Annotated in this window: 13 protein-coding genes; 4 read left to right on the top strand and 9 right to left on the bottom strand. The window is 39.0% G+C overall.

The annotated features are described in order from the left end of the window. Nucleotides 1–142: 142 nt before the first annotated feature. Together QUF94_RS01040 and QUF94_RS01035 are read right to left on the bottom strand one after the other, a co-directional pair. Nucleotides 143–1825, bottom strand: coding sequence for a HAMP domain-containing sensor histidine kinase (locus tag QUF94_RS01040; RefSeq protein ID WP_289314230.1), 1683 nt, complete (start codon nt 1823–1825; stop codon nt 143–145). A gap of 44 nt (nt 1826–1869) precedes the next feature. Continuing rightward, the gene (locus QUF94_RS01035) at nt 1870–2577 is read right to left on the bottom strand and encodes a response regulator transcription factor (RefSeq protein ID WP_289314229.1); all 708 of its coding nucleotides are present in this window, start codon (nt 2575–2577) and stop codon (nt 1870–1872) included. A gap of 142 nt (nt 2578–2719) precedes the next feature. Here QUF94_RS01035 and QUF94_RS01030 point away from each other — a divergent pair, with 142 nt between their 5' ends. The 3 genes from QUF94_RS01030 to QUF94_RS01020 are packed head-to-tail and all read left to right on the top strand — an operon-like array spanning nt 2720 to nt 4618. Continuing rightward, on the top strand, nt 2720–3409 hold the full coding sequence (locus QUF94_RS01030) for an ABC transporter permease (protein ID WP_289314228.1): 690 nt from the start codon (nt 2720–2722) through the stop codon (nt 3407–3409). Further along, nucleotides 3409–4338 (top strand): ABC transporter ATP-binding protein, encoded by a 930-nt coding sequence (locus QUF94_RS01025; protein WP_289314227.1) that lies wholly within the window; start codon nt 3409–3411, stop codon nt 4336–4338. The genes QUF94_RS01030 and QUF94_RS01025 overlap by 1 nt, the downstream gene beginning before the upstream one ends. Before the next feature lies 1 nt (nt 4339). Then, a complete protein-coding gene (locus tag QUF94_RS01020) occupies nt 4340–4618 on the top strand; it encodes an AbrB/MazE/SpoVT family DNA-binding domain-containing protein (RefSeq protein ID WP_289314226.1) in 279 nt (92 codons plus the stop codon). Between the two features lie 205 nt (nt 4619–4823). On the opposite strand, the gene QUF94_RS01015 is transcribed toward QUF94_RS01020, so the two are convergent. From QUF94_RS01015 to QUF94_RS01005, 3 genes are read right to left on the bottom strand one after another with little or no spacing between them, the layout of a single operon-like run. After that, nucleotides 4824–6011: a class I SAM-dependent methyltransferase gene (locus QUF94_RS01015; RefSeq protein ID WP_289314225.1), complete on the bottom strand. Its 1188-nt coding sequence runs from the start codon at nt 6009–6011 to the stop codon at nt 4824–4826. 39 nt (nt 6012–6050) lie between these two features. Then, nucleotides 6051–6959, bottom strand: coding sequence for a phosphotransferase (locus QUF94_RS01010; protein ID WP_289314224.1), 909 nt, complete (start codon nt 6957–6959; stop codon nt 6051–6053). Between the two features lie 15 nt (nt 6960–6974). Beyond that, nucleotides 6975–8576, bottom strand: coding sequence for a DEAD/DEAH box helicase (locus QUF94_RS01005; RefSeq protein WP_289314223.1), 1602 nt, complete (start codon nt 8574–8576; stop codon nt 6975–6977). A gap of 302 nt (nt 8577–8878) precedes the next feature. Between QUF94_RS01005 and QUF94_RS01000 the strand changes: the two genes are divergently transcribed. Continuing rightward, a complete protein-coding gene (locus QUF94_RS01000) occupies nt 8879–10171 on the top strand; it encodes an NCS2 family permease (protein ID WP_289314222.1) in 1293 nt (430 codons plus the stop codon). A gap of 86 nt (nt 10172–10257) precedes the next feature. Here the strand turns inward: QUF94_RS01000 and QUF94_RS00995 are convergent, their stop codons facing one another. Genes QUF94_RS00995 through QUF94_RS00980 form a run of 4 tightly spaced genes read right to left on the bottom strand, consistent with a single transcriptional unit; the run spans nt 10258 to nt 14483 of the window. Continuing rightward, on the bottom strand, nt 10258–10794 hold the full coding sequence (locus QUF94_RS00995) for a serine O-acetyltransferase (RefSeq protein ID WP_289314221.1): 537 nt from the start codon (nt 10792–10794) through the stop codon (nt 10258–10260). Between the two features lie 19 nt (nt 10795–10813). Continuing rightward, on the bottom strand, nt 10814–11926 hold the full coding sequence (locus QUF94_RS00990; protein WP_289314220.1) for a glycosyltransferase: 1113 nt from the start codon (nt 11924–11926) through the stop codon (nt 10814–10816). Next, nucleotides 11923–13209 (bottom strand): hypothetical protein, encoded by a 1287-nt coding sequence (locus tag QUF94_RS00985; protein WP_289314219.1) that lies wholly within the window; start codon nt 13207–13209, stop codon nt 11923–11925. The genes QUF94_RS00990 and QUF94_RS00985 overlap by 4 nt, the downstream gene beginning before the upstream one ends. Beyond that, entirely contained in the window at nt 13206–14483 is a 1278-nt protein-coding gene (locus QUF94_RS00980; protein ID WP_289314218.1) for an oligosaccharide flippase family protein, read from the bottom strand. Before QUF94_RS00980 ends, QUF94_RS00985 begins: the two co-directional genes overlap by 4 nt. Between the last annotated feature and the right edge of the window lie 14 nt (nt 14484–14497).

Below are 14497 nucleotides of genomic sequence, written 5' to 3'. Positions count from 1 at the left end.
GAAAAATTGTCATTTCTCTCTACAAGCTTCTACTTTTCAACTTAGAACATTTTACATGAAAATATATATCCTGCTTAAAAAAAGGCTAAACTGGTGGCCAGTTCTTTCTTGGATCCTAAGTAGTGCAACATTTGCTGGTGTCCTAATTCAGGAAGAGGAGCGTAATCTTTGTCCCCTTATTTTCTTCAGTTTCGACTTCGATCGTTCCATTATGGTATTCAACGAGTTGTTTTGTTATAGCAAGTCCTAACCCTGTTCCATCAGTATCTTCTTTAACAGATGTGCCACGATAATACCGATTAAATAAATTTTGCTTCGTATATTCGTCCATGCCTATTCCATTGTCCTGAACATGGATGCTGAAACAACCTTTCCCTTGTTTTACGATCACCCCAATTGAAGTTCCTTCAAGATTGTATTTTTCTGCATTACTTAGCAGATTCACAATAATTCTCTTGAAATACTTCTTATCAATTTTATAGAAAATGGGATTATCTTCAACGTCGACGGTATAAAAGTGATGTTTTTCAACATTCGTTCTAAAAAATTGAGTTACAACTTCCTTAATAAAGTCATTAATATCAACTTCTTCTCTATACATCGGAAGCGCATTATTTTTTATGCGGTAGGTCAAGTTGATGTCCTCTATGAGATCTGACATATAAGAAGCGTTCTGTTCAATCGATAAGTAAAAGTCACGAACTTCATCCTCTGTCCAATTATAATCAGAAGAATTCAACATCACTGCATATCCGTAGATGGTACTTAGAGGAGTTTTCAGATCATGTGAAAGTCCCGAAATCCATTCTTCTCTCGTTTGCTGTATTTTTTTCTGCTGCAATTCACTTTCTTTTAGCATATTTGTCAGCTTTTTCAACGAATTTATGACCTCTTTAAACGGTTTAAAAGAAGATTTAAGATTTCCGTTTGTTTTCAGACTGTACGCCAAATCCCTACGTTTTCCCAGCGGTTCCTCATAGACACCTTTGGCTAACGATTGAAGCCAATTAATGATATGGATAATCGGCTTCCCAAACTTCTGGGCATACCACCAAGAAATCATAAATAGAATAAGCAGCATCACAATGAGGGTAATAACTAGGCCTCTTAGTACGGTTTGATTAATATTAATTGAACTAAACATGTGTTCTTCGTAGTTTTTATTGGGGGCTATTACTACATAAGATGTGTCTGACTCCTTATTATAGTAAGTGGCGATATTCTCTGTTTTTTCCCAGTAACTATCTTGAAAATCAACTATCTGAAACAAGGAAGGTTCTGCTAGATTTTCATTCGTTACAAACTTTCTCAATAACTCACTCTGATCATCATAAATGTAAAGGTTAGCCTTTTCCTTGGATAACACTTTTTTGATTTGTTCGGTCACCAATTGTTTTTCGTCTGATTTCCCCATCTGTTCTCTAACCACTCTGATGATTTCATCCAAAGATCGCTTCGAACCAAATAGGGCAATGAATGATTGGTTTTCTATATCAAGGGACCAAAACGTCCTTTTATTAGTTTGATTTGATGTCATTTCAATTATTTGTTGTTTTGAATACGCTGATGGAAGGCCCTGAGGTGTATTCAGGGAAAACTGAACTTCACCTTTTTTATCAATGATCTGTAGCCATCCATCCTGTTTAAGAATACTTTCCTTGATATTCTCATTTACGCTTACTTGTCCGTCATTTAGCTTTATGGATTGTTGCAGGAAATCACCTGGTGTTTTGGAAAAATCCTCCTTTGCATCTTGTTCAATGATGGAAAATGCTAGAATGAGAAGGCCAATTACTGAAAAGAAAATCAAGAAACTTAAAGCCATGACAATTTGAACAATAAATTTAATTATCAGATGCTGTGTAACACTCATTTGACCGATTTGCTCACAAATTTATACCCAATGCCGCGAACTGTAATTAATAGCTTTGGATTACTTGGATCTTGTTCGATTTTTTCCCTTAGCTTTCGCATATGTACAATAACGGTATTTTCATCTCCGTAAGAGTCTGCCCCCCACACCCTATCATAAAGTTGTTGTTTTGAAAAAATCTGATTAGGAGACTTGGCGAAGAAAGTCAGAAGCTGGTAAAGCTGTGCTGACAAGTTTATTTCTTTCCCATTCACTTTAACAACTGCCTCATTATAGTTAATGAATAGGACGCCATTATCAAATCTATCATTAACTTGTGAAAAACTAAGGTTCTTTTTATTTCTTTTCAATTGAGCTTTAATTCGGGCTACTAGTTCCAATGGGTTAAATGGCTTCGTTATATAATCATCAGCCCCATATGCAAATCCTGATACTTTATCAAAATCTGAACCTCTAGCAGTGAGAAAAAAAATCGGAACATCCGATCTTCTTCTTATGTTGGAACAGATATCAAACCCTTCCATATCCGGAAGCATGACATCTAACAAAATTAAATCATATTCATTTTGCTCAATTAAGTCGAGTGCATCTCTCCCAACATATGAAGCATCGACGTTTGTAAAGCCTTCTTTTTTCAATAAAACTTTGACCATCTTAACCAACGTCATTTCATCATCCACGATCAATATTCTTGATGCATGCATATTTATCACCCCTGATTAAAAATATATCACGAATAACATGTTGTAATTATCCAAAATTAACAATTTTAAGGTTCTGTTAATGTACCTTTATGTAAATGTTAATCTTGCGCTCTTATAATAAGTGGTGAAAGGAGCTGTCACGATGACAACGATATGTTTACGAGAGTTCAAGAGTCTTTTCAAGAGTATTCGCTCAATTATTATTATTATTTTTATGCTTGGGGTTACATTAGGGTCAGCGAAGTTACTTAGTAAATGGAGTTCTGAGTTACAGGATGTAGGTCTTGATAATGCTTATATGGGCGGTCTTTATATTCTCCTGTTGCTCGCAGGTCCTATTTTTGTTACGAGCTTATCTCATGATGTGATAAATCGGGAGACCCATTCTCGAACCATGCGTTTTTTAGTAACAAAATTGTCGAGGGACAAAATTGTTATCGGAAAATTTTTAGGGGTTTCACTCTTCTGGTTTGTATGTATTTTACTTTCTTTAATCATGTTGATTCCTTTTGCAAAAACGTTCTACTTTGCCGAATTGATTGAATCAGTTATTTTTATTACGTACTTTGTTGCCCTGTTCCTATTTATCTCAACCTTAATTAATAAACCTGGATTAAGTATATTTTTAGGTATCATTCTATCGATTACACTTCCAGTTTTGGGGATTTGGGGTATGGTTTCAAAAGAAATAATCTTCCTGAGGATATTTAGTTACTTGACCCCTTACTTTTATGTTGGGCAGGAACAGTCCTTTTATGTTTATTTCATCCCAATCTTGTCACTGGTCTTTCTTTTATCAAGCATAATAATTCTTAGAAAGAGGGATTTCTAATGTATGCTTTTGAAACAAATCAAATAACCAAAAAGTATGGAGATCATACCGTTGTCAATAAGGTTGATTTAAATGTTACCCAGGGGCATATATTCGGCTTCTTAGGGAAAAATGGAGCTGGAAAGTCAACCCTTATTAATATGGTAACGGGCATAACCACACCTACCTCCGGCGATTTTAAAATTCTCGGCTCAAGTGAGATTACGGAAGATAAAATCAAGCGAAGAATAGGCGTCCTTCCTGATTACTCCACTTTCTACGACGATCTAACCGGTATTGAACATTTAAAGTTCTTAGGAAATGTATTGGGTGTGAGACGTTCAAAAGCTGATTTAATTGCGTTATTAGAACGTGTTGAACTTGGAGATGCAATTAAAACGAAAACCAAGAAGTATTCGTTCGGGATGAAGAAAAAATTAGGTGTCGCCCAGGCGCTCATTAATGATCCGGATTTAATCTTTCTCGATGAACCAACTTCTGGTGTAGATGCAAACGCGGTTCTAAATATCCATTCCTTGATTAAAAATGTAGCTGCAGAGGGGAAAACGATATTTTTAACATCTCATAACTTAAATGAAGTTGAAAAGCTTTGTGATGAAATTGCAATAATGGATAAAGGCATTATTCAAGCTCAGGGAAGCATGGAACAATTAAGACATAAGTATCAATCCCAATTAACAGTTAAGGTGAAACATGGAAAGATTCCTATTGAGCACAAAGCTGGGTTACAACAAATTTTCGAGAAAATTGGAAAAGACATTGAGTGGGGAACAGAAAATACATCGTTAGTAGTAGCTGAAGAATCAAGCATTCCTGTCATTAATCGAGCCTTTTCTAATACAAAAGTGGATATCTATCGGCTTGAGGTCAATGAACCATCTCTGGAAGAAATATTTCGTAACCTTGGTTCTAGCCAGAGAGGAGCATGATATGAAGCCCACTGGAATTGTACGGAGACTAGATCCATTAGGAAGATTTTGCATACCTAGTGAAATAAGAAAGATGCTGGATTTGGAGATAAGTAACCCACTTGAATTGTTTATAGATGACGAACATATCATCCTAAAAAAACATGAACCGCAAAATGAATGTATATTAACAGGAGAGGTATCAAGTCAAAATCTTATCCTGGGAGATGGTTCAATCATTCTGACTCCTAAAGCTGCTGAATTGCTTTTTGAAGAATTGCAACATTTAATGAAATCCTGAAATTTTGGAAACCATGTAGGCTAAATCCCCTAAAGGGTAGATATCACAATGAAATAAAAGAGAACAAAAACTCATTTAAATGCAGAAGAAAACCAGTATCGATAATTATACTGGTTCTTTTGATTTCTATTTATTTGTCGCTCCCATTTTAAAATGAAAAGCGTGGAAGGCTCCTTCAGCCAGCCATATTTCCTTAACCTGCGGCTTAAACTCTTTCCGCCACCAAGGTATAGGTTTTCGGAAGTCCAATATCGTGGATTTTATGATTCGGTTCTTCCTCGAGTACTTTAATGACAAGTCCTGATTGACCTATCGACGTTATAAGTTCCCCGATTGTCCATTTACGCTGTACAACTCTTGAAAGGCTCCCTTTTTCCTCATCTGGCATATGCTTCGAAAAAGCGACCTCATTGTTTTCGATTGCCGGAGCGAAATAGTTGCCTGAAATCTTATGTTTTTTACCATTGGAAGTAATGAGCTTTGTTGAAATAGGGTGAAATTCATGCAGTACGAATCGGCCTCCAGGTTTCAACATCATTTTAATTTTTTCAAATAACGGCTGCAGGTCTATTAAATAGTGAAGCACACCGAGCTCCATTAAAACCAAATCCTGATTCCCTGATTCATGCTCTGATGATAATGAAAGGACATCTGAAACGATATACTCGATGGTAACATTGGCCCCATTGGCCAGCTCATTTGCAAACGTTGCATTTTCCCGGGAAAAATCAACAACCTTCACTTCAGCTCCCAATATAGCCAGGGCAACTGCTTTAACACCGTTCGACCCCATCAAATGAGTTATCTTTTTACTTGTTACATCCCCCATATATTTATAAAAAGGATGCAGTCTCCATTTTGGATTTTGCTTGATTTTTGATGCCAATTCCACGGGATCTCCATAACGATTGACAAGCGCTAAATAATTATTCTGGTTCCACGCCTGTTCATTTTCCGCTGTGAATCCCTGCTGCTCGGCAGATAAATAAGCATGAATCTCGGCACTGTACCTGCTCATTTCTTCATCGTATAAATAACTGTACAACGACCTGCACCAAATCTCCATATCCCCCAGCTTTATAGATAAACGGTAAGGATCTGTTTTAATGGTCGTGTTAAACCGACAGCGGACAGTTACCGAAACCCCCTCGACATCCATTAGAAAGGAGGCAGTCTCAGGACTTCTTTCAGGCTTTGTTGGGGAGTATTCGGAAAAAAGATCTAAAGCCTCAGTAAAGACATCCCATTGTACATCAATTTCGATGTTCTTATACTCATCAATTTCAACTCCTTGCACGAAAAGAGCAGATCGACCTGTATATTGGTAAGGTATATTAGCTTGATCCAGCATGTTCCCCATTAATGTGATTGAATGATAATAACTTGCCTTCATATGAACCTCCTAAACGTCAAAAAAACATTACAATTATTCTTATTCTTCTATAGCAAATTTCAAACCGGTACTCGTAATGGCAATCAGCTCTTCATCATGGCGGTCAATGCCATAAACGAGTAATGTAACAAGCATATATATGGCTCTGAACCTGGCTAAGCTTTCTGTTTCCTTTTCGATTTCACCATAGATTTCAAAAAAATCACGGCGCACCTCTTTTGGAAAATAACTGTATAAAAAAGAAAAATCAATGGCTGGGTTTCCGATATGCACATCTCCCCAATCAATGATACCTGCGAGAACGCCTTCATCATCAAGTAAGACATTCCGGATATGAATGTCTCCGTGAACGAGTGAAATCGGATGCTGAACATCCAATTCGCCTAGCCCTTCAACAAATTCCTTAACCGCATTGGCCTGTTCCAAGTATCCCAGCCTTAATAGACTTGAGACATTTTCCATTAGCGATTTCTTGCGAAAGGAAACATCAAGCCTCATCATCCCATCAGGCTGTACACCTAAACGCCTAGCCTTTTCCACAGGGAAACTGTGAAGAACTTTCAAAAAACGGGCAAATCTTTTTGCCGATTCGACCTTATTTTCAACCGACCCTTCTACAGGCAAGTGTCCCTTTACCATTTTATAACCGGTAAAAGGATAAGGATATAGAGTACTTGGTTTCCCAAAAAAGATCGGTTCAGGGATATCAAGCGGAAAAGTGCCTGCAATTGAAGGCAAAAGCTGATTTTCCACCTGAATCAACGTAACTGCAATAGGGCGGCGGGGGAAACGGAATACAAATTGCCCATTGATTTGTATGACCGTGTTATCGAAACCCTCCCCAAGTTGCTTGATCTCTTTCAACTCAATTTCCGGAAACTGCAGCATGACCAATTTCCCTGCTAGCTCCAACGAAACTGGATATTCTGCCAACCAAGGCTTTTCCACTCCCGACTCCCCCTTTTACCGGTTTCTCCCTCTATTGGGGCTGCTGCCAGATCCACCCCTGCGATTACTTGGACCTTGTGTACTAGTAGATCTACGGCTATCTCTTTGATCTCCTCGTGGATTGTCACGTTTTGGTCCACGGCTATCTTCCGAGCGGCCACCCCGCGGATTCTCTCGCCTTGGTCCGCGGCCGTTTTCCGAACGGCCTCCCCGTGAATCATCACGTATAGGTCCACGACCGTTTTCCGAACGGCTTCCCCGTGAATCCTCACGTTTGGGTCCGCGGCTGTTTTCCATCCGGCCTCCCCGTGGTTTCTCCCTCTCGACTTCACGATTGTCAGCTTGATTTACAGAACGGTGACTGCCTCGATTCGGTCCTCTCGTATCTATCCGTTCCCGATGTTTCCTTCCTCCTCCCGAACGCGGTCGGCGGGTACCCTCATCAGAAGAGTCTTCATAACGCTTCCTGTTTTGCCTCACCTCATCAGGTTGGAACATTTTCACTCCTTCAATCGTCCTTCTCTCGATTTTCATGGAGATCCCTTTTTCAATATCGCTTAAAAGCTGAAGATCCTTCGTTGCTATGAAGGTTACAGCCAAGCCATTCTCACCCGCCCGGCCTGTACGGCCAATTCGGTGGATGTAACTTTCTGCATCCTCGGGAACATCATAATTAAACACATGGGTCACGCCTTCTACATCGAGCCCCCGGGCAGCAACGTCCGTTGCCACTAAATATTGAAGCTTTGCGTCTCTGAAGTTTTTCATGACACGCTCCCGCTTTGCCTGTGAAAGGTCACCGTGAAGTTCTTCAGAATTGAATCCAGCTGCCTTCAGGGCATCATTCAAAACCGAAACGCGACGTTTTGTACGGCAAAATATAATCGCAAGGTATGGCTGCTCTTCTTTAATCATGTTAATTAGTGAAGACTGTTTAGCACGATCGGTCGTCTCAATGACAAGCTGCCTGATTTTCTCGACCGTTACTTGCTCAGCCTTCACAGCGGCAGTTAATGGTTTAGTCATGTATCGTTTAGCCAATTGATGCACCTGTTCAGGCATCGTCGCTGAAAAGAGCAAAGTTTGGCGCTCCTCTGGAAGCTGTCCCATGATCTCTTCCACTTCTGGTAAAAATCCAATATGGAGCATTTGATCAGCTTCATCAAGCACGAGTGTTTGAGTTTGTGATAGATCGATGGTTCCTCTTCGTAAATGATCTAATAACCTGCCTGGCGTGGCGACCACCACGGAGATGTTTCTTGTCAGCTTTTTCATTTGCTGCTCGACATCCTGTCCGCCATAAACTGCAAGCACTTGAAGTCCTTCGATTTCATTAGCGAATTTTTTCAATTCAGCAGTGATTTGCAAAGCCAATTCCCTGGTTGGCGTGACGATCAGTGATTGTATGTGGGATGCGGCGGGATCGACTTTTTCGAGGATTGGCAACAAAAACGCCAAAGTCTTCCCTGTTCCCGTCTGCGCCTTCGCGATGACATCTCTTCCAGCAAGGATATCTGGAATCGATTTCTCCTGTATGGGGGTTGGGTGGGATATTCCTATTTGCTTTAATATCATGTCAATCGCCGGGCTGACGCCAAGTTCGATGAATTTTGTCATGTATAGTGCCTACTTTCCGAATTTCTTCATTTTATTGACTGGTAATCAACTTCAGGAAATGGTTGCAGATCCTTCACTTCATGTCATTTTTCTTAGTCTAAGCTATTTGTTAGTATATCATTATCTATTTTCGAGAAAACCTGTACCTTAAAATTTTTCATGCTATTGTACTTTAGTTGCTTTTCTAATATAATTTATAAGATTTTATCCATACTATCGAGCTACTTACTTGAAAAAGGGTAAGCATCTCATCCTTGTAGATTTTTGCAAGGATTTTTTGTATATAAAAAAGGAGTGACCGCATGTTTAAATTAAAAGAACGGAATTCAAATATTAAGACGGAAGTACTTGCGGGGCTTACAACCTTTTTAACACTGGCTTATATCATCGTTGTAAACCCAATGATCCTTTCTGATGCCGGTGTTCCTTTCGACCAGGCATTCACAGCAACCATAATCGCAATAATAGTCGGTACCCTATGCATGGCCCTATTAGCCAATTACCCGATTGTCATAGCACCGGCAATGGGATTGAATGCTTATTTTGCATACTCGGTACTGGGAACCCATGATATCTCATACACAGTTGCCTTTTCTGCAGTCTTTGTTACGGGTATCATCTTTATCCTTTTATCCCTTACTTCTTTCCGCTCAAAATTGATCGAGGCCATCCCCAATAACTTAAAGCATGCAATCAGTGCCGGAATCGGACTTTTCATCACCTTCATCGGACTTCGTTTGTCAGGTGTCGTAACACAGCATGAATCCAACCTGGTTACCCTTGGAAGCTTCAGGGATCCCAGTGTGGCACTTACATTGGTTGGTTTGGTCATAACGATCGTGCTGATCGTTCGCAATGTACAGGGAGCGATATTCATCGGAATGATCATGACTGCCATAATCGCTTTTTTTACAGGACAATTGGAAATTAACGGCTTGTTTTCCACCCCCTCCTTACCTGAAGGGATAATAGTCGCCAATCCAATCACATCTTTCGCCGATGTCATTAACTACGGGCTTTATGGCGTCGTCTTCTCCATTTTGCTTGTAATGCTATTCGATACGACCGGTGCTTTATTAGGAATTGTCCGCCAAGCTGGATTGCTGAAGGAGAATAAGCTTGAAAAATCCGGCAGTGCCTTCTTTGCAGATTCCGTCGGCACTACTGTTGGTGCCATGTTCGGTACAAGCCCGACCGCTGCCTCGGTTGAATCATCAGCTGGTGTAGGAGCGGGCGGCAAGACAGGTTTAACCGCTTTGGTAGTGGCCATCCTTTTCTTGATAACAGCCTTCTTCAGTCCATTGATAGGAGCTGTCTCAAATGTAGCGGCAATCACGGCACCTAGCTTGATCATCGTGGGAAGTATGATGATTAAAAGCATTAATGAAATTGACTGGACACACTTTGATGAATCATTCCCAGCCTTTTTGGTCATTGTCGCCATGCCGTTAACATCAAGCATCGCCAACGGGATAGCACTCGGATTCATCGCCTATCCCATTTTAAAAATGGCAAGAGGAAAATTCCGGGAAGTGCATCCGTTCGTGTATATGTTTGCCGTTCTATTCCTTTACCAACTGATTTTCCTGGCTTGATCATTTCATGAAGGGTACCATTCGATAATAAAAAGGAGTGTTCAATTCATGTTAATTGAACACTCCTTTATTTTGTTTACGTGCAATTACTTCATAACGTTTTCTTTCCGCTTACCTTTAATCACACTTGGTACTCCAACTGCCGTGCAATTATCGGGAACGGATGTCAAAACAACTGCATTTGCCCCCACTTTCGAATTCGTGCCAATTCGGATGCCACCGTGTATTTTAGCGCCATTTCCTATATACGCATAATCACAAACGATAGGTGCTTTTTTACTTTCTTTATTTTGTCCGAACGATACTTGATGCATAATCGTAACATGATCCCCTATTTTGCAATATGGGTTGATAAGAACGCCTTTAGCTCCATGAGGCAGACGTAAATCCTTTCCAATTTGACATTGCCCAGGAAACTCGCAATTCAGGAAAAGTCTTATGATTAACAAATCTACCATGCGGTACATAATCCATAATACTTGTTTTAAGATTGGAATGTTCACTTTATAGTAAATTATATTGCCTATCCGGTAAACAAACATGACGATTATTCCATGGATTCCGCCCAGTCTCCCCCAGTTTTTAATAAATGCCAATTTATTGAACCATTTAAATAAACCCATGATATGCCTCCTAAGAACATTATTTTAATTTATCGAACAGTGATCGCAGCTTTTCCTCTTCATTCTCCCAATTATATTCTTGTCTATATGCAGCTTTTCCACGTTCCCCCATGTTCGCTGCCATTTCAGGGGATTCCAGTAAATAAACCGCTTTTTGAACCATTTCATCCATGTTTGCTACATCGGCCGACATTCCACAGCGCCATGTATCCAGTACATCTTGAATAAGAAAATCAGAAACCATAAATGGAATGCCAGCGGCCATATATTCAAAACACTTTGTTGTTTTACCACCCATGAAATTAGGATCAGGAACTAAAAATGCCATGCCTGCATGTGCTTTCTGGATAAATTCGAATGCTTTATCAAAGGCCATTACACCCTCTAGACTGATATAATCTTCTAAGCCGTTGTCAAGGATGAATGTTTTCAAATTTTCGATGTATACTTCTCTGCCCGTTCCAATGATCCTCATGTGAAATACTTTCTTTAATTCTACTAATCTTTTTGCAAGAAGCAGCATGGTTTCCCCGCCACGTATATCAGATATGCTTCCTAGGTAGATGAATGTAAACACATCTTCTTTTTCTTTATTTTCTTTCATTACAGGAATTTTCGGGTAATTGTAAACATCCGTTGTTGGACAAGTTAAGAATTGATAATCATCTTTATACGTCATTTCTGCAAACACGACCCCGCTGCATGCCCTTAGCAATTGTTTCTCCAAATAACGATACATACTCAATGCAATTTCGGGGATTTTTTTTCTCATAAGGACCTTTGGTACATTTTCATGCATGTCATAAACAATGACTGGATGATAACGGGGAATCCTTCTTATTATGTTCATTAAAATCAGCAGCTCCGGATCATGAAACTGAATCACATCAGGTTTATCTTTCTTAATCTTCAGGTAAAGAGCAATCCAATTTAACATACGCCCTTTCCTGGATTTCTTAGTCAACAGTTCAACTTCTATATTGGCAGGGATATTATCAGGGATTAGGTTATTTTCAATCGCTATATGCTTCACCTTGTACATTCCTGTTTCTCCAAAAGAAAAGGCTTGCCGAAAATAAATCCTGGTATCATTCCATGGGTGCACCGAACTAATATTATAAAATAACTTCATCTCTTATCTCCCTTTTGTAAATCTGACCCTAACAATAAATACATGATAACGAAAGTAAAAACCATCCCGCCTGTCACAAACGTTGTTGTAAGCGCAGTATCCGCTAAACACCATGCAGGTACAACAAACAGGATTATGCCAACACCTTGCCACTTTTCATTTTCCGTCAGGCTATCATAAAGCCATAATATCGCTGCTAAGATCACTGTATAAACCAAGAATCCAATATAACCGAAATTAGCAAAAGCATCGGCGAACATATTGGCATTGGCTGCCATTTCAGGTCGCCCAAAGTACTCTGTACCGATAATGAAGGGCGGAGTCTGGTCATAAACAGGGTCTATGAATTTTTCAAAAATACTATACGATAGCAAGGCTTTTGGATTATTTGAAAAGAAGTCTACATAATAGGTTGTCAGCAAACCCGGTGTGATGATCATCCTTCTGGCAAACAAATTAGATAAATATGTCTGATCAAGGATAAAATCCAGAAAAATGCTGATGCCTAACAGCGAGCAAAGACTTACACAAAAAAGAATGGAGAAATTCCTTCCCTTCTTCCGAAAAGCAATGAATACAATGATTAATAATCCAGTCGATAAAAGGGTGGATTTCAAGCCATTGACGGTGTACAAAAGGTATTGCAGCCCTAGTCCGATAACCACATAGATATATTTTTTTTTGCATAAGCCAATGGTCACGATTAAAGGATTACATACTTTTGCAAGCCACTGTATAATATAGCCTGCAAGAGGGGTTAGTTTTGTTCGAAAAGTCATTCGCTTATCATAGATATCCTCAGAATTTATAGGAGGCTTTAGACTAATTCCGCCCGAAACCTTGAAGATGTAAAGAAAAAAAATCAATAATGTTATAACAAAACTGATTTTTAGTAGACCGAGATTAACATTAGGATGTATAAACTTCATGGCTGGCAATCTATTAACATTTCCAATGATAAGTAAACAAAAAAACAAAAGAACATTCGTATATATGAAATCAGGCTTTATCGTATCAAATAAATAATTTGGAACCCATACTACCGGTATATAGACAATAAAATACAAAATCCAGAAAACGAGTTCCGACGGCTTATCTAAATCCTTTTTTATGAATATGGCTGGCAATATAATGAAAAACATGGAAACACCTATCATGACTGCACTTGGATGTTGTTGATATATATATCCCATATAAGCATATTCAGGGGAAATAAAGTAAACGTAGGATATATCCAGTAACCAGACGTATATTCCTACCAGGCCCAGTTGAATCAGCTTCATTTTTTTAGGTTATCCTCTCGATCTATGGAATGTATCGCTCTATATCCAAGGAGAGCAAAAAAGTAGTAGCTCGCCCCCATACAAATGCTATAGTATAAAATGGCTGTTTCAGCTGAACCCCCTGAAATGAAAATGACCAGTACTCCAATAGATGACAGTAACAGCCTTGAAACATCCCATAGAAGCTGAGTCCGTTGTTTTTTTATTAAATACAATATTTGGGAAACCGGTATGACAATCACTTGACTTATAAACATAAATGACATCAACGTCACATATTCACCGGAAACACGCCACTCTTCACCAAAAACAAAGCTGAAGAGCCCTGGGGCGATCCAAGCAAGCAGTATCAGTGACGGTATACCTGCCATCGCTAACTTAGCAAGGATGCTTCTATATAATTTCAAAACTCTTCGAGGATCATTTGTAATGCTTTTTAACGCTTCGGTGTAGAATACTGGTGAAATACTCGCTCCCACCATCGTAATGGGCAGACCTACCGTTTTTGAAGCCATGGAAAAATAACCTGTCACTTCAGGTCCGTATAGGCGCATTAATAACAAAAATATGATTTGCATGGATAAAGAACTTAATAGTGTTGACCACGTGGAGTATTTAGCGAAATCCTCATACTTTTTAAACAAATACCCAATTCTTCTAAAGTTCACTTTCGGCCAATGCATCTGCTTTAAGAAAAATCGCCAAATATATACAAGGGTAATTCCTCTTCCAATCATATCTCCCGTAGCTAAACCTATTCCTGGAGTAAGATGATTAATGGACGTAAGCGAGAACTGGCTTATTACATTGCTAATCGATTGAAGTATTTTAGAATGAGTTATACCTTTAAACTTATCTTCTTTCACCAACCAGTAAAGCAACACTTGGTATATCCCTGCAAAAAATAGACCACTTGAAAGCAAAAGGTCATTTTTTATAGTCGTCTTAATCCCGTATATTTGATATAACGATAGATTAAAAAGGCTTAAAATAATATTCAGCATACAAACAACGGCAATCGTAAACAAACTGATGTACATTAAGTGAACCGTATTCTTATGGTTTTTTTCTAAAGGAATCGCCTTTTCTAAACAAAGAGATGAAAATGACATGAGAATGGCCAAAAGGGAAGTATAGGTTGCAAACACACCAAAATCTTCTGGTGTATATATTCTTGTCAGTATGGGAGAACTTGCGAATAGAATAAGCTGTGCAATTGAATTCCCTGTTAATAATAAAAGTATTTTATTTATAAATTCATTTTTTATTTTCATATTTTCAAACCACG

Origin of the sequence: Peribacillus sp. NJ4, assembly GCF_030348345.1 — a bacterium.
In the GTDB taxonomy this organism is placed as follows: domain Bacteria; phylum Bacillota; class Bacilli; order Bacillales; family DSM-1321; genus Peribacillus.
This window is presented reverse-complemented; position numbering and strand designations above follow the sequence as displayed.